Below are 18,812 nucleotides of genomic sequence, written 5' to 3'. Positions count from 1 at the left end.
CACGTGTGTGCTGGATTGGGTGAGTAGTGGCTGCAGTAATTCTTGGATGGAACTCCACCGGATCCGCACGCTGGGACTACCGCGCCGCCGTCGACCTCGTGGCGGAGTCCGGAAGGTTTCTGCAGCGCTGGAGTGCTGACCAGCCACTCAACGTCACCGCGGGAAGTGAAGCCTGGCTGTTCGTCCAGGGAAGCAGCGACGCTGGCACCGGACTGATCGGCCACGGGGTGGTCATGTCGGAGCCGTACAAGACGCTGCCCCGAGACAGCGCCGCGGAGTGGCACGTCAGCATCCTGTTCGACGCGCTGCTCCCCCTCGGTGAGCAGGTCCGCCAGGATGCCCTCCGCACAGCAGTCCCCGGGATTCCCTGGGGTGAGGCACTTAACCGCCCAGGCCTTGCCGTTCCTAGCCATGAAGAGCCGGGCCTTCGCCGTCTGTGGCGGGACCTCGGGCCCGCGGCGACCCGTCCCCCGCACGTTGTTTCGGGGACCTGCCCGCCGGACGCCGTCAGCACTATCGACGTGAACCGCCATGAGCGGAACCTTGACGCACGCCGGGTGTGCTTGGCCTTCCATGGAACGTCCTGCGCTGCCTGCGGTTTCTCCTTCGAAGCCTTTTATGGCGATGCCGGCTCCGGGTCCATTGACGTCCACCACGTGGTGCCGCCGGAGCTGCTTGGGAGCGGCTACCAGCTGGATCCCGTAGCCGACCTCGTGCCAATGTGCCCCAACTGCCACACCCTGGCACACGGCAGTGCCGGCCCGCCGCGCACCGTGTCGGAGCTCCGGCACATCATTTCCGCCTCCGGCCACCTGAGGGGCGAGGTGGTGGGCGATCTTGCCCTCGGAGCCCAGGAAGATGCGAGGAGGATCCTGGAAGGACCGGGGATATACCGGCAGGATCCCCAGGCCTAGGTTGCCTGGCGTTGGCGCCGCGAGCGACTGAGGGCGGGAGCGGCGCGCGCGTTGCCGGCAAGATGCACCAGGGCCGCAATCACCAGGAAAGCCACCAGGACCTGGGCTATGGACGCCAGGGCAGCAGGCCAGCCGCCCTCAAGCGTTGGATCCAGGAAATCGTAGACGTACCAGCCGTCGATCGAACCCCGGAGCCAGGAAAAGATGAGGAAGGCCGCCGGGTAGGCAAGCCACGCCAGGGGCCGCCACCAAGGACCGCGCACCGTCCTCGTGACCAGGAGCCAATCGAGGAGAACATACAGGGGAGCCAGGCGGTGGTGTGCCATCTGCGGCCAGTACAGGTCCCAGCTCCACCAAGGTTCGTCCGGCGGCGCCACGAGGACAATGTAGATAAGTCCCGTCATCACCAAGTAGAGGACAAAGGCGCCGAAGAGGTGGACCCACCAACGCGGAAGCCTGGCCGCCGGCCATGCCGCCGATGCGATCAGCAGGAGCCCGAGTCCGAGGTTCGCCTGGACGGTGAATTCCGAATACAGCTGAAAGCTGTCGACGTCGTTGCCCGGCAGGGTTGCGTCATAGGTCTTCTGCACGAGTGCGGCGAGCACGAACGCGCCCACCAGCAGCCGGACCGCCCGGACCCACGGGCTGTCCGGGTGCAGGCCGCTGGCCGGGTCGCGGTGATGCTCCGCCAGGGGAACCAACTTGCGTGCGCTGCTCATTCGCAAAGTGTTGCACGCCAGGGACGTCCCTGCGCAGGGCACAAAGACCGCTGTCAGCTGCTTTCACCTGCTTCCACCGTCATGTCCCGCAGTCCGCTGTAGGCCGCGGCGGCGCCCGCCAAGAATATGAGGAGGGCCACGTACACCGGGCCGAGGTGTCCGAGCGTTGCCAGGCCCCACGGGTAATGCGCCGGGACAGAGATTGCGAGGCTGACTGCCGTAATGGTGACGGTGGCGGCGAAGGCCCACCGTTCCCCCCGCCGCACCCCGAACCAGGACAAGGCTGCAATGGCCAGCCCGGTGGCAGCGATGAACCCGCTCAGCGCAATGTGCAGATGGCTGATGTAGTGATGCAGCTGGGGGCTGAACGCCTGGACCTCCGCCCTGCCCTTGTCCACCTGTTCGGGACCGATGCCCAGCTCCAGGAAGGCGCCCGAGAAGTTGAGTGCCAGGAAGGCTGCGGCGTACCCCACGAAGGCCAGCCCGGCGAGAGCCATCAGGGCTGCTCCGGCCCGGAGCCGGGACTGCGTCGCGGGGGTAGTTTGGATGGCAGGCACAGCCGCCACCCCCTTTCTGCTTCACGTTTTTCTTTGATGAGAGTCCCCTGTCCGCACGCCTGTCAAGAGGAGTTTCCCGGGAAGAGGCGGGCTGATTAACCTCTCAGAAGAAAGCCTTTATTCCCCCGCTGCGCGAAGTCACCGACAGCGGAATCCGCAAGAAAGCTTGACGGCTGCAAAACGTTTTGCATATAGTGATGCAAGCAACATACAAAACGTTTTGCAAAGGAACGAAGTCAATGGCGACAAAGGTAAACATCAGGGACGTGGCCAAGGCCGCAGGCGTCTCCGTGACCACTGTGTCGCATGCCCTGAGCGAAGCGCACAGCTCCCGGGTCAATGCCCGGACCGTGGAGCACGTCAAAGCCGTGGCCTGCGATCTCGGCTACGCTCCGAACCGGCTGGCCAGCGGACTGCGCAACCAGCGCTCCCAGATCCTGGGCATTGTCAGCGACGAAATCACCACCACCCCTTTTGCCGGGGCCATGATCCAAGGCGCACAGGACGCCGCCTCCGAGCACGGGCACCTGCTCATGGTGGTCAACTCCGGCCTCGATAACGAACTGGAGCGCCAGGAAATCCGGGCACTCCAGCAGCACCAGGTGGACGGCATCATCTACGCCCGCATGTTCAACCAGCTGGTATCTGTCCCGGAGGAGCTCCAGGCCGTGCCCACCATCGTCCTGGACGCCACCTCGGACAACCCACGGCTGTCCTCCGTAGTACCGGACGAGTTCGGCGCAGGAGAATCTGCCGCCGAGCTGCTGGTCTCAGCGGGCCACCGCAACATCGCCATGATCAACAACGAGGACGACATTCCCGCCGCCCACGGGCGGCTCGCAGGCTTCCAGGCAGGCCTGGACCGCCACGGCATGCAGCTGCCGGAGAGCCGCCTGGTGGTTGCATATCCGAGCACTGCGGGAGGACGGGAGGCCGCACTGGAGTTGTTGGCCGGCAGCGAACGGCCCACCGCGCTCTTCTGCTTCAACGACCAGATGGCCATGGGCGCCTACCAGGCGGCTGGCCACCTCGGCCTGAATATCCCGGACGACCTCTCGATTGTGGGCGTGGACAACCTCGAACTCATCGCGGACGCCCTCTGGCCGGGGCTGTCCACCATGGCACTCCCCCACTATGAAATGGGCCGCTGGGCTGTCCTGAAGCTCCTCAGCGAGCTCGAAAACCCCGGGGCGCCCCGAACCCACGAAAAAATCCCCTGCCCGCTGGTGGAGCGGGACTCTGTTGCTCCACCCAGGAACTGAGCGGCAGAAGAACTGATCCGGCGAAAGAGGCGCGTCAGACTCCATCCCCCTGAATTACCCCCAGAAAAAACGGGAACGCAGCCGTTGCAGCGGCCGCGTTCCCTTGCAGGACCCTCATCAATCCCCCGCTGTCCAAGCAGAAAGACCGACCCATGAACAAGAAGCTCACAAGGATCCTGGCGACCAGCATAGCCGCTGCCGCCCTCACCTCCGCCCTCGCCGGCTGCGGCAAGGGCAGTTCCTCCGCCACAACCGAAGGCTCCACTGAGATCACCATGTGGACCCACGCAGCCGGAAACCCGGCCGAACTGGCGGCGACCCAGTCGATCGTGGACTCCTATAACAAGAGCAGCGGCGCGAAGGCGCAAATCAAGGTACAGGCTTTCCCGCAGGAGTCCTACAACGATTCCGTCGTTGGGGCCGCCTCAGCCGGCAATCTTCCCTGCATTGTGGACATTGACGGGCCCAACGTTCCCAACTGGGCGTGGGCCGAGTACCTCACGCCACTGAAGCTATCCGCGGACCTTTCCAAGAACCTCCCCAGCACCGTTGCCACGTGGGAGGGCGAGACTTATGCGGTTGGGTACGGCGACGTCGCTTTGTCCATGTTTGCCCGCAAATCTGATCTCGCTGAAGCGGGCATCCGGGCCGCCACCATTGAGAAGCCATGGACGAAGGAGGAGTTCCAGGACGCGCTGACCAAGCTCAAGGCGCTGGGTAAGTGGGATTACCCGCTGGACATGGGTACTGCCGGAACGGGCGAATGGCTGCCGTATGCGTACTCGCCGTTCCTGCAGTCCTTCGGCGGAGACCTGATCGACCGCGAGGACTACCAGTCGGCTGACGGAGCCCTGAATGGTGACAACGCTGTCGAGTGGGCCAAGTGGTTCCGCGGCCTGGCGGACCAGGGCTTCATGGCGACGAAGAGCGGGAAAGACTCCACCCAGGACTTCCTGAACAACAAGAGCGGCCTCCTGTACACCGGTTCCTGGGCAGGAGACAAGGCCCGGGAAACCCTGGGAGATGAGCTGGTTGTCATGCCCACGGTGGACCTGGGCAACGGTCCCAAGATCGGTGGAGCCTCCTGGCAGTGGGGCGTCACCAGTGGCTGCAACAATACGGATGCCGCGATGGACTACCTGTCCTATTCCCTAAAGCCGGAAAACGTGGCTGCCGTCATCAAGGCAACGGGAGGCATCCCCGCCACTGATGAAGCCGCAGCCCTGATTCCCGCGTTCGCCGAGGGCGGTGCCAACCGAATCTTCATGGAGTTCTCCCGCGAGTACGCCGTGCTGCGGCCTGAGACTCCGGCCTACCCGTTCATCGCCACCGAATACGGCAAGGCTGTCCAGGACATCCTTGCCGGTGCGGATCCCAAGGCAGCCCTGGACAAGGCAGTCAAGGCGATTGACGCCAATATCAAGTCCAACGGCGGCTACAAGAGCTAGCCAGCTGCCGAACGGTACGGCGACGGCGGCGCGCAACCCGCCGTCGTCGTACCTCCGGCCCTGACTGTCAACGGAGAATCCCATGACAACCACCCAGCTTCCCCCTAATCCTGGCCGCCGAGTGGCGGCCCCGGCCCCGGCCGCACCGCCCAGCAAACCCCATCGCAGGCCGCGCTACCTGCGCGAGCAGCTCAGTGGGTGGGCGATGATCGCCCCCGCGGCAGCCCTGCTGCTCCTCTTTGTCTTCCTCCCGGCGATCCTGGGCTTTGGCCTGGCATTCACTAATGCACGCCTTGTGTCGCCACGGCCCGTTGAGTTTGTCGGAACGGACAATTTCGTCCGGCTCTTCACGGATCCCACGTTTTGGCGGGCGCTGCTGAACGTCAGCTACTTTGCGGTTGTGGTGGTGCCCGTCCAGTCCGGCCTGGCCCTCGCTATGGCGCTGCTGATCAACAAGAAGTTCCGCGGCGTGAACTTCTTCCGCACCCTGTACTTCCTGCCCGTGGTGACGTCCATGGTGGTGGTGTCGCTGCTGTGGCTGTTCATGTACCGCAAGGATGGGCTCATTAACGAGTTCCTGTCCGCGGCCAGCTTTGGCTTGATCGACGGCCCGGACTGGCTCAATGACCCCGCCACCGCCATGCCGGCCATCATCATCCTGTCCATCTGGCAGGCCGCCGGCTTCCATATGATCATCTGGCTCGCCGGCCTGCAGAGCATTTCCGGGGAACTGTACGAGGCTGCCCAGCTGGACGGAGCCAGCCGCTGGCACCAGTTCCGCTACGTGACCTGGCCGGGCCTCAAGCACACCCGCACCCTGATTATGGTGACCATCACCATCCAGGCACTCGGGCTCTTCGACCAGGTCAGCGTCATGACCCAGGGCGGACCGCTCGATTCCACCACCACCATCATTTTCGAGGCGGTGCGCTCCGGCTTCAAGCAGCAGGAAACCTCCTACGCCTCGGCCATCTCCCTCGTATTCTTCGTCCTGGTGCTGCTGATCTCCGCAGTGCAGCGCTACCTGACCCGAGAGAAGGACTGACGTGAAGCAGACTCCCAAGTCAAACCGTCTCAGCATCGCAGGGACCATGGCGGTACGGATCCTGTTCGCCGTCGCCGCCGCTTTCCCCATCGTTTTCATGCTGGTGTCCTCGCTCAAGCCGGACCAGCAGATCTTCGGTGACATGTCCTCCGTGGCAGCGTTCCTGCCCATCGGCAACATCTCGTTCGACAACTATGCAGCCGTGTTTGACCGGGTGCCGGCCGCCCGCTTCCTGATGAACTCCATCGGAATATCCGCGATCACGGTGGTGCTTGGCATCTTCGTCAACAGCCTCTGCGCCTTCGCCCTGTCCCGGATGGAGGTTCGCGGAAAGAAGATCGTGTTCACCGCCATCCTGGCCACGCTGATTGTGCCTTTCCAGACCCTGGCCCTGCCGCTGGTGTGGTGGGTCAACCAACTGCCCTACTTCGAGCTGAACGGCTTCAGCCTCGAATTTTCCAAGGGCTGGCTGGACACCTACCAGGTCCAGATCATCCCCTTCATCGCCAACGCCTTCTCCATCTACCTGTTCCACCAGTACTTCGAGTCCATTCCCAAGGAGCTGGACGAGGCCGCACGCATCGACGGCGCCGGTTGGTTCAAGATCTATCGCCAGGTGGTCATGCCGCTGTCCGGGCCGGCCACCGCCACGGTGGCGATCCTGACGTTCCTGCCGGCCTGGAACTCCTACCTCTGGCCGCTGATGGTGGTCCAGTCAGAGGAACTGCGCCCGGTGATGATCGGCATCCAGTACTTCTTCCAGCTGAACGTCTCGTGGGGTGAGGTGATGGCCTACGCGTCCCTCATCACCGTTCCGGTGGTGGTGCTCTTCATCGCCTTCCAGCGTTCGTTCGTCAACAGCATCGCCTCCAGCGGCGTGAAGGGCTGAGCATGAATTCATTAGCGACGGCGGCCGGCGCACCTTCCGCTCCCGCGGCACGTGCCGCTGCGCCTGCCCGTGCCGCTGCGGACCCTTACCGGCCGGAGTTCCACTTCACCGCCGAACGCAACTGGCTGAACGATCCCAACGGGCTGGTGTACCTCAATGGCACGTACCACCTCTTCTACCAGCACAACCCGTTCGGCCCGGACTGGGGGAACATGTCCTGGGGCCACGCAACCTCCCGGGACCTGCTCCATTGGGAAGAGCATCCGGTGGCCATCCCGTGCGACGAACGTGAGGCGATCTTCTCCGGCTCGGCAGTGTTCGACGAGCACAACACCAGTGGCCTCGGCACTGCCGGGAATCCTCCGCTGGTTGCCATCTACACCAGCGCCTACAGTGAACCCTCACCGTTGGCCGGCCGGCAGGCCCAGTCGCTCGCCTACAGCCTCGACGAGGGGACTACCTGGACAAAGTACTCCGGCAATCCGGTCCTGGACCGAGCGTCCGCGGACTTCCGGGATCCCAAGGTGTTTTGGTACGACGGCGGTGCCGGCAGTTACTGGGTGATGGCCGCCGTGGAGGCGGTGGAGCGCCGGGTGGTGCTTTACAAGTCGGCGGACCTGAAGAGCTGGGAGTACCTGAGCACCTTTGGCCCGGCCAACGCCACCGGCGGGGTCTGGGAGTGCCCGGACCTCTTCGAACTGCCCGTGGACGGCAACCCTGATGAAACCAAGTGGGTCCTCATCGTCAACATCAACCCCGGCGGCATCGCCGGCGGCTCGGCAGGGCAGTACTTCCTGGGCACGTTCGACGGCGTGGAGTTCCGTTCCGTGTCGACGGTCACCGAGGGCTTCCAACAGGACGGCAGCCGGATGCGTGAGTACGGCTGGCTGGACTGGGGACGCGACTACTACGCCGCGGTCTCCTTCAGCGGGGTCGCTGGCGGCCGGCGGATCATGATCGGCTGGATGAACAACTGGGACTATGCCGGCTCCACCCCCACCGGCGGCTGGCGCAGTGCGATGACGCTGCCGCGGGAAGTCTCACTGGCCAGGCGGGACGGAAAAGTGGTGCTTCGGCAAACGGCCATTGACCCGTTTGCCGAACAGGAATCCAGGAGCTTCAGTCTGGGTCCGCAGGCTCTGGCACCTGGCGTCCAGGATCTGCCGGTTGCGGCCGCTGTGGCCCGTATTGACGTCGAATTCGAACCGGGCACAGCAGACAGGGTGGGCTTACTGGTCCGGGCCGGCGGAGCCGAACGTACCGTGATCAGCTACGACGTGGTGGAGGGCATCCTTCGGCTGGACCGGCGGGAGACGGGGCAGGCAGGCTTCCACAGCACCTTTCCTTCCGTTGAAGCCGTCGCGGCGCCGCTGCAGGATGGCCGCCTCCGCCTGAGGATCCATCTGGACCGCTGCTCCGTGGAGGTCTTCGCCCAGGACGGGGTTGCCACCATCACGGACCTGGTGTTCCCTGCAGAGGCAAGCACGGCCCTGGCGGTCTTCGCGGAAGGTGGGGGCGCGCATCTCGTGGCGCTCGACGTCGTCGGACGCTGAAGCGGACAGGTGGTCCCGGTGTTCAGGACCACCTGTCCTTAGGCTGGGGACGTTTCGGCTGAGCCCGTGTCGGCAGCCTGCAGCCAGGTGGTGAGCACCCCGCAGGCGAGCTCGAGGTTCCCCATCTGGCAGTGCTGGTCGGCGTTCTCGGCCCGGGTGAACACGCGCGTGGTGACGCTTCGGGCTGCCACGAGCGCTCTTGCCTGTGCCCTGGCCAGCGCTGGCGGTTGGAAGGCGTCGTTTTCGCCGCACATCAGCAGTACGTCCTGGTTCACCCGGCCGCTGCCCAGGTGCTCCGTGTTCATTCCCAAGAACCACTCGGCGACGTCCGCCGGATCGTAGCTGTCCAGCATGTACAGCACTTGGTCCACCACTGCGCGGAGGGTGGGAAACAGCCGGGCACGGATGCGAACGCTCCACCGCGTGAAGTCGCGGTGCCGCACCATGGCGCGGACCGGGCCGCGAGCCACGGGTGGAAGCCTGTAAAGCCAGTCATACACCGGCGGCCAGGCCACCACCCGGTGGATCCGGGGCTCACACCCTGCGGCACGCAATGCCCAGTACCCACCCATCGAGATGCCCACCAGGGCGGCCTGGTCCAGCCGGAAGTGGTCCAGCACCGCCCCCACCGGCTTTTCCCAGTCGTGGTCGAAGGTGAGCCCGTTCAACGTCCGGGCACCGCCTTGGCCCGGCCCCTCGAAGGCAATCACCTGGAAACCGGCGGCCGCGATCCGCTGGCAGATGGGGAAGAACTCCTCGATCAGGGAGTCGAACCCGCCGCGGAGCAGTACCCTGCCGCCGTTGCGCGGTCCGGACGCCGGAAGCGCATAGGCCGGCAGCGACGCCCCGCCGTAGGGGATGGTGTGGCGTGCCAGTCCGGCACCGAATGCCGTGTCGAAGAGCTGCAGGTAGCGGCGGTAGCGGTCTGTTTTCTCCACTGACCGTGGTGGCGTGAAGAACTCCGCGATCCTCGCGTAGCCCGCCGCCTGCCTGTGCCGGCCCTCGGCTGCGGCGCGGTTGGACAAGCCCTCGAACACGCCGGCACAGTCATCCATCCCCCGCACATGTGCAGCGGCGCCGAGCAGCTCATCCCGGTCTGCAAAGCCCAGGGCATGGGCGCGGTTGAGTTGGTAGTTGATGAAGTCCCGTCGGTGGAATCGTTCAAACCCCACCGGCAGGGCAACAAGCTCTGGATCGCTCACATCGCGATCGTACTCTTATGATGACGGCAGTAGGCGCTGGGCTTCACTCCGATCTGGCTGCAGCCCTCGGTTTCCCCGTGTGCCCGGCTCCTTCCCCCCGGGAGTTCCCGGATCTCGTGCCAGCTCGCTTTCCCGTCCATCCGGCCCTCTCTGCGGTCATTGTCAGACCCTCCCCCGATGATGAGTACATGGGCAGGGAAGCGGTGGTGAAGGCGTTTGCGGACATCCGGTCCGCCCTTGCCGTGCTCAACGCTGAGGTGGACGGGTGTGGCGCGGAGCCGTTCTCGGCTGCCGATCCGTTGGCCGGGCTGGCCGATGGAAACCTGGACATCCTCGCCGGCGCGGCGGCTGTGGAGGCCGGCGTGGCGGGGTTGAAGTCTCGCGCTGCCATGAAGTACGCCGACACCGCCCATGCCCTGGCCCCTCCCGGGACGCCTGCCCGCGCGCAGGAAATGGCCGTCGCCGCGGAGATCGGGTGCGTGCTGGCCATCGGGCCGCGGGCCGCCAGCGCGTTCCTGTCCGTCTCCCACGCCCTGACCACCACCTTGCCCCTGACACTTTTGGCCCTGCAGGCCGGCACGCTCTCGTGGCAGCACGCCCGGGGCATGGCGGAGGAGGCAGCCACCCTCGATGCCGCCGGCGCCGCCGCCCTTGAGGGCCATTTCCTGGACCCGGACACCCCCAGGCCCGCCACCGCGGCCACGATCGGGGAGATGCCCGCGCACCGGTTCAAGCACAAAGCACGCACCTGGCGGGAACGCCACCATCCCGAATCTATCGAGAAGCGCCACGCCAAGGGTCTGGCGGACCGGCGGGTGGAATACCGGCCGGACCAGGACGGCATGGCCTGGCTGTCGGCCTGCCTCCCCGCCCATCAGGCACTGGCAGGCTGGAACCGCCTCAACGCCCTCGCCCGGGCCGCACAAGGACCTAACGAGCCCCGCACCCTCACCCAGATCCGGGCCGACGAATTCGCCTCAGCGATCCTCACCAGCGGCAGCAATCCCGCCCACTCGTCGCCGATCCGGGCGCAGGTCCTCGTCACCGTGCCGGTATTCTCCCTGACGGGAATGACCGGTGAGCCGGCCATGCTGGACGGCTTCGGGCCCATCCCGGCGTCCATGGCACGGGACCTGGTTGCGAACGGTGCTGATTCGTTCCACCGGGTCCTTGTTGATCCGAGGGACGGGGCGCCGCTGGAGATCGGGCGGACCAGCTACCGGGTTACCAAAGCCATGCGGAACTGGCTGCGGATGCGGGACGGCACATGCCCCTTCCCCGGCTGCAGCAACAGCTCCCTGGATAACGAGGCAGACCACCTCCTGGCCTGGCAGCACGGCGGGACAACCGGGATCAGCAACCTCGGACAACCCTGCCCGAAGCACCACAAACTTCGACACACCACCGGCTGGGAACCAACACCGGCCACCAAGGATGAACCACCCGGCTGGACCTCACCGTCCGGGCGCCACTACAAAAGCGAACACCAGGACTGGGAACCACCCCACTGGCCCGAAACTGTCATGTCGGCCATGCCCGCGCGACCAAAACCGGAGGAGCAGCCCCGGGAACGTCATAAGGGACAAGCGCACCGCCCGCCGCCCTGCACGTCCGTGCCCACTGAGCCCGGCGGCCACGCAGACTATCTGTACATTCCACGATCCCCGGCGGAAGACAGCCTGCGCCGATTCCTCTACGGCGGCTCCTGATCGTTGTGCAGCTCTCCCCGTCGAGCCCGACTTCAGCGTGACGCCGATTCAGCCCGGCTGCGCACGTTCAGCAGCATTTTGCGCATCATCCAGAAGTCGCCGAACTCAAGCAAGAGGGAGAAAGCTATGGTGGGTGAAAACCACCGGTACCGCGAGCGCACACGGCTGATCAACCGCGTTGAGCCGTCCGGCATGGGATCGAGCTGCCACGTCCAGGTGGTGTCACCGGGCGTACCCCAGATCATGGACTTCGGTGCGTCCATCGCCTGGACTGGCATGCCGTGCTTGCCGTCGGGGCTCATCGGCACAATGTCGCCGACGGCGAGGTGTTGAAATTCGGGGATGATGCGCCGGGCGCTTGGACGGCCCAGGTTGTCGAGGATGTCGTAGCTGTACCAGCCGGCACGGGTCAGGCCGGCCTGGACCAGCCACGGCCAGATCCGCTCCGGTGGCGCGCCAACCGTGACCGCTCGCGTGGCGTTGAAGGTTGGTCTCGGCACGAGCTCATCTCCGGGCAAAGCACGTGAGATCTCTGCAGGCGTCGCGCCCCAATGGAGCTGCCACGCACGCACGTACCGGGCATAGGTTGCGACCGCAGCGCCAGCTGCGAACACGATGACCAAACGCCTGTGGAACCGCATTACCCCAGTCTGCGCGTCACCCCCGTGCCGGATCCAGAGGCCAAACGTCCCGGGCGGTTCAGCGACCGCCGAGGCCTTGGAGGATTGCTGCGCCCCACTGCACGCTGTTAGCCAGGACCACGAAACCGACTGCCGGAACGCTCAACGCCCAGGCTGCCTGCCGCCGTCGTGCTTGTTCAACCATCTTCCGGAGGGCAGTGAAGCTGTCCTGAAGGGCCGGCAGATCGCTCGCGGCAGGTGGATTCCGGCACCAGGTCCCCGGCCGGACGGCCGCCGACGCGATCTGGGAAACCTGCTCCGGGCCCAGGACGGGCTGGCTCCGGCGCAGCCAGTCAAGGAGCCGTGCGTCCCTCACCACGGCCACGCGCTCGGGCCGCGCTTTGATGGTCAGGCTCTTCGGCTGGACGATGACCACGACGCCAGTCACCTCGACGGGGAAGCCAGCAGCGGAGCCCAGAAGTTTTGCCGCCCGGGCAGCTTCGTACGCAGCGCTCCGAATGTGGTGTGTCCTCTTTCCCGCAACCAGGAGTGCCCGCCCGGCCACCCACACGGGCTGGCCGGAGTGGTTCTTGGTGTTCAAGGTGAACACTCCCGCTGGCCCTACCAGCACGTGGTCTATATCCGCGGAGCCTGCGCCCACCGGCACTGCATGCAGGACCAGCCACTCGGGGCCGAGCCCCTCAAGGATCCGCCCAACGGCGATCTCGCCGAGCACCCCCTTGTACCCCATGATGGTTTCCGGTCTGAGCGGGCTGGCACCAAACACCCGCTGTAGCCAGTTGCGGGGCGGAACGCGGCTTTGGAGCGCCATCAACTCTCCGAGCACTGCCTGCCCGGGAACCCGCTCGCCCAACAGCAGTGGTGTGGCATCAGCGCTCATGGCCGTCTCCCAAACTTTCGGATGCTGGACAGCGTAGATCCGGAAGGGTTCGAAAAACAGCGGCTGACGGCCCGGTTCCTGAATGCTTCCGGAATATTGACAGGACGTTGAGCACTTCTTGCGGAAGAGTGAATGTGGTGCCCTATCCAACGCTTCGCAGCGTCCCGCCACGTACCTTCTACGGCAGCCCGTCCGCCGCGCCGAGCCCACGCCGGGCCACAACGTACCCCCACAGCAACAGCGCGTGTGGACGCGTTCCCCGCCAGCTGAAGGGGACAGAAAAGCCGTCCCGCTCCACAACAGTGGCCGACCACCGGCGGCGTACCAGCCTGGGCCGGCGGAGCCGGAGGTTGGTGAGGGAGGCATACGGGATCCAACGTCCTTCGTGCTGCTTCGCGAGCCTGACGGCACGCGCCGGTGTAACGGTGGCGCGCTGAAAACGGGGGTTCTCGCCCTGGTCCAACGGACCGTGCGGGATGGTTCCAGCGGGCAGGATAAGGATGCCGTTCATGTTGACCCACACTTGAACCCGCCGGCCACCGCTGGCGGCGTCCCCGCAAACCAGCCGGCACAGGTCATCGTCCTCTTCAGGTTCCACCGGCTGCTCCGGATGGAACACAGTTGCTGAAACGTCCAAAGTGACGGCGCCACCGGCCGGGACTTCCGGCCGCTCCGCGACAGAGGGGTCATGCGCCCTCACGTTGGCAGCTGCGACAGCCTGCATCACGGCTGCGCGCAGTCCATCGGCACACAACCGGGGCGCGTCAACGGCAAACACCTCCCGATCGAGCTGGACAACCGAGCGGACGCCGGCCTGCCCGCCCAAGAATTCGGCCAGATCGTCATGGTCGGGGCGAACAAACAGGCCAACTTCATCACCCAGTCCCACCTGCCAGCCGTGACCGGGAATCTCGGGTTCGGCCTCGAGCTCCACATCGATCCAGCCCGCCAACTCCGCCGCACCAACGGGTCTGAGATCCTCCCCCGCAATGCACGGCACGAGGAGTCCCAACCGCCGGACAAGATCAGCGGTGTGAACAGTACAGTCATATTTGTTCACTCGGTGCTGCACCAGCAAGCTCCCCCAGAATTAGTGCGGACCAGGACCGGGACCGCCCTAAGGGCGGGCATCGGTACCCGTCCTGGGTCCGCAGCGACATGTCATCGAATTAGCCGGTCTCGAAGTGAGTTCGATCGTAAGTCATTTCGCCTGGGATGAAGCAGACCCCGGACCAAAAGTTTTGATCCTGTACCTGGGTATGGGCTCTATTTCCGCGCCGCCTGCCCAGGTGTGGCCCTGGCTGGTGCAGATGAGGGTTCACGGGGCTGGACTGCAGTTCATCCTCCACGAAGCGGACGACGGCGGGACGCGGCTGCTGCTGCGGACACGCACCGGTCCGGGGCGGCCGGCAGGACTGCGCTTCATGGACTTCCTGCTTCAGCCGGGTTATGTGGTCATGGACCGCGCGATGCTGTTGGGCATCAAGCAGCGCGCTGAGCGGCAGGCGCACAAGAAGGAGCAAGCAACGGCGGGAAGCCCGCTCAGCTGATTCGGGCCTGTGCTCCGGGCGATCGGGACAGAGCGAGTGCCCATCCACCGGCGGTTCCAATGGCCAGCAGCACGGTGACGAAGCCGATGGCCGGTGCGCTCGGCCATGTCAGGGCGCCGCCATACCGCAGCAGGGCAAGCGCCTGCAGAATGACGAAGGCAACCGAGGTCAGGGCCACGGGGCGTACGGTGCGGAGGTCGGCGCTGGACTGGCCCTGCGCAGCCGACCATCCCAGGCCGACCAGCCACGCTCCGACCGCCCTCGCCGTGAGCTCGGACAGTGTCCAGGGCCACCACGAGGCGGCATAAGCCGGTACTGCCAGAAGCGCCAGACCATAGCACAGCAGTACTCCGGCGATCCCCGCCATGAGCAGCCGTAGCGCAGGGGGCAGCACCGGCCGACCCGCCGTCACGGACGTTGGGGCAGGACGCCGGGAGCGGAGCTGCATCCAGCTGATCACGAGCATCGCCACGGGCACCATGGCATAGATCGCCAGCCACGCCCAAGTGGCTATCTGGGCCAGTGCGCCATTTTCTGGCGAGAGGTGGAAGCGATCCAGATGAAGCAGGGTGACTCCGAGAGTCAGCGTGGTGAAGACGAACACGGGCCAGACTGCCAGCTTCGCTGACTCCCAACTCGCTGAGCGGGCGCCCGTCACCTCCAGGCCGGCGGCCGACCAGTATGCCGCCCCGAGGAAGACGGCGGTCATGGGCGGATTGACTGTCCATGCGAACCATTCCGCTGTCCGCAGCGGAAACACGAACAGCACGAGCCCGGCAAGAAATACGAGGAATGCAGCAACGTAGAGCAACAGCCTCATCGGCTGGATCAAGGGTGTGGCCTCAGTTGAAGCGGACATCTCCGGGCAGCTCCTCGGGTACGGCAGCATCACCTGGGGCAGGGGGCGAAGCAGGCAGGGGGTGCTCGGCCAGGTACGTGTGGAGCATAGAAACCACGGTGGCGCCGTCCCCCACGGCGGTAGCCACCCTTTTGATGGAACCGGCCCGCACGTCGCCGATCGCGAAGATGCCGGGCATGCTCGTTTCCAGGGCCAGCGGATGCCTGCCGGGCCTGAGGGACCCGGCGTCATTCACATCCCGGTTGGCGCCAGTGCGGAGGAAGCCGGCCTGGTCACGCTCTACGGTGTCGGGCAGCCAGGAGGTCCGCGGCACCGAACCGATGAGCACAAATAAACCGCCGGCTTCGATCTCCTCACCCGGCGCTGCGTCGGGGGCGCCGGGTGCGGCGACCTTAACCGAGGCAAGGAATCCGTCCCGGTCGCGTGCGCCCACGATCACGGTGCCATAGCGGATCGCAACGTTCCTGGTGGCCTCCAGTTGGGAGATGAGGTATTCCGACATGCTGACCGACAGGGTGGGTCCACGCACCAGCAGCGTCACCTTCTTCGCGAACTTCGCAAGGTGCAGGACCGCCTGTCCGGCCGAGTTGCCGCCCCCCACAACGCAGACGTTCTTTCCGGCCATCGACGGCGCCTCGGAGACTGTGGCCCCGTAGAAGACGCCCCTGCCCACCAGATCCTCTATCTGGGGTATCCCGAGGCGGCGGTAGTCCACTCCGGTGGCCACCACCACTGTGCGGCACCGCACCACGCTGCCATCGGAAATCGACACAGAGTACAGTGCTCCGTCCGCGCCGAGGCCCTCCACCTTCCGTAAGAACAGGAAGTCCGTGCCCAAGGTCCAGGCCTGGTGGAACGAGCGGTAGGCCAGATGGGCGCCACTTACACCGCGGGAGAAGCCAGGGTAGTTGCGGATCAAGGAGCTGGTGCCGGCTTGGCCCCCCACAGCCTCTCCCTCAACCACCATGGTGGCGAGGCCCTCCGAGGAGGCATAGACGGCGGTCGCAAGACCGGAGGGGCCGGCCCCAACCACCACTACATCGAAAATCTTGTCCGGTGGTGGCGGTCGCGTCACCCCCATCGCTTCGGCAATCTCCAGGTCAGTTGGGTTCTGGAGGACAATGGGTGAAGCAGTGAACTCCAACACCAGGACCGGCAGCATGGGGTCGCGCAGGCCAAGGCTCTCCAGCGTCCGTTCCGCCGTCTCGGACCCCACAGGATGGAAGCCCACCGGGATGTGGTTTCGGCTCAGGGAGTCGCGCAGCGAATGTGTCCTCCCGTCGCCAACCTCCCCGATCAGCCGGACCGCCTCGAACCCGACGCCCTGGGCCAGGTGCCAGTCGTCAAGGGCGTCAGTGATCGCCCCGTGAAATTCTTCGTCGCGCGGGCGTTCGGGGCGGATGATCAGCAGTTCGGCATACCCCTGCCCGATCGCACGGAATACGGTGGGGGCGCTGGCGAAGTCACCCCAGGTCACCACAACTGCACGCTTTGCCGCCGGGTGGAAGCCATAGGCACGACGCAGGAAATCGAGCCCACCGCGGTCAGCCGGTCCGTAACACCCGAGTATGAGCGCGACCGGGCGGTTCCAGCGCCTTAGCCCCTCAAGCACCGCCCGCCCGTGGGCGTGCCCCTCGCAGGCCACCACCTCATAGTCGGCACCGTAGCGTCGGCGTAACTCATCTCCCAGAATGCGCCGGGAGTCCGAGTCTGAGGTGGCAATCAGCATGATCGGAACCGAGTGATCCATGGCCGCCGTCTTTCCGGTTCAATGGTTCGGTGGCGCTCACGATACTCGCGCTGGGACAGTGCAGACAAGGGCACGGAGATTCTGCCAGAATTGCTCCCGACAGGGGCAGCCGGGATGACCTGAGCAGGACCGGAGTGATGGACATGGAGTACCCCTTGGAGGACCGCCCTATCGCGGGAATCAACCTTGCTGCCACACCCAGTGGAACAGGGTGCCTGGAGTGCCTTGGCGGTGACGGCCCGGGTTGGTGGCTGCATCTTCGCCGTTGCGCACAGTGCGGCCACATCGGATGCTGCGATTCATCTCCCTCCCAGCATGCCAGTGCCCACGTGCGAAAAGCCGGTCACCCCGTGATGCGGTCCTTTGAACCTGGGGAGGCCTGGTTCTACGAACACACCACAAAGAAGTTCTTCCGCGGACCAAGGCTTCCGGATCCCCAATCCAGGCCACCGGAACAGCCGGCACCTGCACCGGCGGACAAGGTACCGGAAGACTGGCGGGACCGCCTGCACCCAGTAGGTAGCGATCCGGAGTAAACCGGGCCAACTCCTGCTAATGACCCGGAAGCTGGCAGTGGCTAAAATCAGGGTTCAACGCTCCAACCGGCTGAGGGCACGGCGTCCGTGGAGCCGAAGAGTCCCCGGCGAGCAGAGAGGCCAGCCATGGATTTCAGTGCGTCCCCTGAATATCAGCTCAACCCTTTCCCCTACTACGAACGCAAGCGGGAAACTGCCCCCGTCTATTACGACGAACAATCTGGCAGTTGGCACGTCTTCCGGTACGACGACGTTCAGCGGGCTTTGTCCGAATATGCCACCTTCTCGTCGCACATGGGAGGTGATGATGCATCGGGGACCGGCCAACTGTTTTCCTCGAGCCTGATCGCCACCGATCCTCCAAGGCACCGGCAGCTGCGCTCCTTGGTTACCCAGGCGTTCACTCCCAAGGCCGTGGATGCGCTGGCTCCCCGCATCGCCGGGCTCACGGACGAGCTTCTGGAGGGGATCGCGGACCGCGGCAGCGCAGACCTGATCAAGGAGTTGGCCTACCCGTTGCCTGTCATAGTGATCTCTGAACTCATGGGAATCCCCCCGCAGGACCGTGAGCGCTTCAAACGGTGGTCGGATGTGATTGTCAGCCAAACGCGGACCGGTTCGGCCAGTGAGAATCACACCGCAGCGCACATGGAGATGACGGAGTACTTCCTGGCCTTGATCGACGAACGCAGGAGCCGCCCGGGCCAGGACCTGATCAGCACCCTGCTGGCAGCGGAGATTGACGGCCAAAAACTGACGGTGCCCGAACTGCTCGGTTTTTGCGCTTTGCTGCTTGTCGCAGGCAATGAAACCACCACCAATCTGATCGGCAACGCAGTTCTGTGCCTGTCCGAGAACCCCGGCACCATGGACCGCCTGATAAGGGAACCCGCTCTGCTGCCCCAGACCATCGAAGAGGTGCTGCGTTTTCGATCGCCGGTCCAGTCCATGTATCGAATGGCTGTCGCGGAGACTGCCCTGGGAGACGAAGTGATTCCCGCCGGGGCACCGGTCGTGGCTTGGATAGGCTCCGCCAACCGGGACGAGCGGCAGTTCCAGCGGCCTGCCGAGTTCGATATAGACCGCGGCCAGAACCGGCACCTGGCATTCGGCCACGGCGTTCACTTTTGCCTTGGCGCGCCCCTTGCCCGGCTCGAAGCCAGGATCGCGCTGGAGGCCCTGCTGTCCCGTTTGCCAGGACTTTCCCTGGATCAGGAAGCTCGCCTGGAACGAATGGAGAGCACGATCGTCTACGGACTGAAGGCACTCCCGGTGACTTGGCAGACGGCCTGACCGGC

18 protein-coding genes are annotated in these 18,812 nt (G+C 65.2%); 10 read left to right on the top strand and 8 right to left on the bottom strand.

Annotation, left to right across the window (positions count from 1 at the left end; all coding sequences use genetic code 11):
* Nucleotides 1-26: 26 nt before the first annotated feature.
* The gene (locus tag IEX43_RS01490; protein ID WP_188808758.1) at nucleotides 27-914 is read left to right on the top strand and encodes an HNH endonuclease; all 888 of its coding nucleotides are present in this window, start codon (nucleotides 27-29) and stop codon (nucleotides 912-914) included.
* Here IEX43_RS01490 and IEX43_RS01485 read toward each other — a convergent pair.
* The gene (locus IEX43_RS01485) at nucleotides 911-1,633 is read right to left on the bottom strand and encodes a Pr6Pr family membrane protein (RefSeq protein WP_188808757.1); all 723 of its coding nucleotides are present in this window, start codon (nucleotides 1,631-1,633) and stop codon (nucleotides 911-913) included. The genes IEX43_RS01490 and IEX43_RS01485 overlap by 4 nt on opposite strands.
* Nucleotides 1,634-1,686: 53 nt before the next feature.
* Nucleotides 1,687-2,190, bottom strand: coding sequence for a hypothetical protein (locus tag IEX43_RS01480; RefSeq protein ID WP_188808756.1), 504 nt, complete (start codon nucleotides 2,188-2,190; stop codon nucleotides 1,687-1,689).
* Between the two features lie 239 nt (nucleotides 2,191-2,429).
* Here IEX43_RS01480 and IEX43_RS01475 point away from each other — a divergent pair, with 239 nt between their 5' ends.
* The 5 genes from IEX43_RS01475 to IEX43_RS01455 all read left to right on the top strand — a co-directional run bounded on the left by IEX43_RS01475 (nucleotide 2,430) and on the right by IEX43_RS01455 (nucleotide 8,387).
* On the top strand, nucleotides 2,430-3,452 hold the full coding sequence (locus IEX43_RS01475) for a LacI family DNA-binding transcriptional regulator (RefSeq protein WP_188808755.1): 1,023 nt from the start codon (nucleotides 2,430-2,432) through the stop codon (nucleotides 3,450-3,452).
* A 152-nt stretch (nucleotides 3,453-3,604) separates the two neighbouring features.
* On the top strand, nucleotides 3,605-4,900 hold the full coding sequence (locus IEX43_RS01470) for a sugar ABC transporter substrate-binding protein (protein ID WP_188808754.1): 1,296 nt from the start codon (nucleotides 3,605-3,607) through the stop codon (nucleotides 4,898-4,900).
* An 82-nt stretch (nucleotides 4,901-4,982) separates the two neighbouring features.
* The gene (locus tag IEX43_RS01465) at nucleotides 4,983-5,945 is read left to right on the top strand and encodes a carbohydrate ABC transporter permease (RefSeq protein WP_188808753.1); all 963 of its coding nucleotides are present in this window, start codon (nucleotides 4,983-4,985) and stop codon (nucleotides 5,943-5,945) included.
* Between the two features lie 46 nt (nucleotides 5,946-5,991).
* Nucleotides 5,992-6,834, top strand: a complete 843-nt coding sequence (locus IEX43_RS01460; RefSeq protein WP_188809046.1) for a carbohydrate ABC transporter permease — start codon at nucleotides 5,992-5,994, stop codon at nucleotides 6,832-6,834.
* 2 nt (nucleotides 6,835-6,836) lie between these two features.
* Entirely contained in the window at nucleotides 6,837-8,387 is a 1,551-nt protein-coding gene (locus IEX43_RS01455) for a glycoside hydrolase family 32 protein (RefSeq protein WP_188808752.1), read from the top strand.
* A 38-nt stretch (nucleotides 8,388-8,425) separates the two neighbouring features.
* On the opposite strand, the gene IEX43_RS01450 is transcribed toward IEX43_RS01455, so the two are convergent.
* Nucleotides 8,426-9,589, bottom strand: coding sequence for an alpha/beta hydrolase family protein (locus IEX43_RS01450; protein ID WP_188808751.1), 1,164 nt, complete (start codon nucleotides 9,587-9,589; stop codon nucleotides 8,426-8,428).
* A 188-nt stretch (nucleotides 9,590-9,777) separates the two neighbouring features.
* On the opposite strand from IEX43_RS01450, the gene IEX43_RS01445 reads away from it, so the two are divergent.
* Complete coding sequence (locus tag IEX43_RS01445; RefSeq protein WP_188808750.1) at nucleotides 9,778-11,298, top strand: HNH endonuclease signature motif containing protein; 1,521 nt, start codon at nucleotides 9,778-9,780, stop codon at nucleotides 11,296-11,298.
* Nucleotides 11,299-11,330: 32 nt separating this feature from the next.
* On the opposite strand, the gene IEX43_RS01440 is transcribed toward IEX43_RS01445, so the two are convergent.
* The 3 genes from IEX43_RS01440 to IEX43_RS01430 form a co-directional block, all read right to left on the bottom strand.
* Nucleotides 11,331-11,939 (bottom strand): hypothetical protein, encoded by a 609-nt coding sequence (locus tag IEX43_RS01440; RefSeq protein WP_229666254.1) that lies wholly within the window; start codon nucleotides 11,937-11,939, stop codon nucleotides 11,331-11,333.
* Between the two features lie 58 nt (nucleotides 11,940-11,997).
* Nucleotides 11,998-12,819 carry a nuclease-related domain-containing protein gene (locus tag IEX43_RS01435; protein ID WP_188808749.1) on the bottom strand — a complete coding sequence of 274 codons (822 nt, stop codon included), beginning with the start codon at nucleotides 12,817-12,819 and terminating at the stop codon, nucleotides 11,998-12,000.
* A 178-nt stretch (nucleotides 12,820-12,997) separates the two neighbouring features.
* Nucleotides 12,998-13,753: a hypothetical protein gene (locus tag IEX43_RS01430; protein ID WP_229666253.1), complete on the bottom strand. Its 756-nt coding sequence runs from the start codon at nucleotides 13,751-13,753 to the stop codon at nucleotides 12,998-13,000.
* A gap of 250 nt (nucleotides 13,754-14,003) precedes the next feature.
* On the opposite strand from IEX43_RS01430, the gene IEX43_RS20180 reads away from it, so the two are divergent.
* The gene (locus IEX43_RS20180) at nucleotides 14,004-14,369 is read left to right on the top strand and encodes an SRPBCC family protein (protein ID WP_229666252.1); all 366 of its coding nucleotides are present in this window, start codon (nucleotides 14,004-14,006) and stop codon (nucleotides 14,367-14,369) included.
* Here IEX43_RS20180 and IEX43_RS01420 read toward each other — a convergent pair.
* A complete protein-coding gene (locus IEX43_RS01420) occupies nucleotides 14,362-15,228 on the bottom strand; it encodes a hypothetical protein (RefSeq protein ID WP_188808747.1) in 867 nt (288 codons plus the stop codon). The genes IEX43_RS20180 and IEX43_RS01420 overlap by 8 nt on opposite strands.
* Nucleotides 15,212-16,978, bottom strand: coding sequence for an NAD(P)/FAD-dependent oxidoreductase (locus IEX43_RS01415; protein ID WP_188808746.1), 1,767 nt, complete (start codon nucleotides 16,976-16,978; stop codon nucleotides 15,212-15,214). The genes IEX43_RS01420 and IEX43_RS01415 overlap by 17 nt, the downstream gene beginning before the upstream one ends.
* A gap of 137 nt (nucleotides 16,979-17,115) precedes the next feature.
* Here IEX43_RS01415 and IEX43_RS01410 point away from each other — a divergent pair, with 137 nt between their 5' ends.
* Complete coding sequence (locus tag IEX43_RS01410) at nucleotides 17,116-17,514, top strand: UBP-type zinc finger domain-containing protein (protein WP_409372346.1); 399 nt, start codon at nucleotides 17,116-17,118, stop codon at nucleotides 17,512-17,514.
* Nucleotides 17,515-17,640: 126 nt separating this feature from the next.
* Nucleotides 17,641-18,807, top strand: coding sequence for a cytochrome P450 (locus tag IEX43_RS01405; RefSeq protein ID WP_188808745.1), 1,167 nt, complete (start codon nucleotides 17,641-17,643; stop codon nucleotides 18,805-18,807).
* The last annotated feature ends 5 nt before the right edge of the window (nucleotides 18,808-18,812 follow it).

Origin of the sequence: Pseudarthrobacter polychromogenes (assembly GCF_014644495.1) — a bacterium.
Lineage (GTDB): Bacteria > Actinomycetota > Actinomycetes > Actinomycetales > Micrococcaceae > Arthrobacter > Arthrobacter polychromogenes.
The sequence above is the reverse complement of the archived record's forward strand: the minus strand, read 5'-3'. Positions and strand labels throughout refer to the sequence as shown.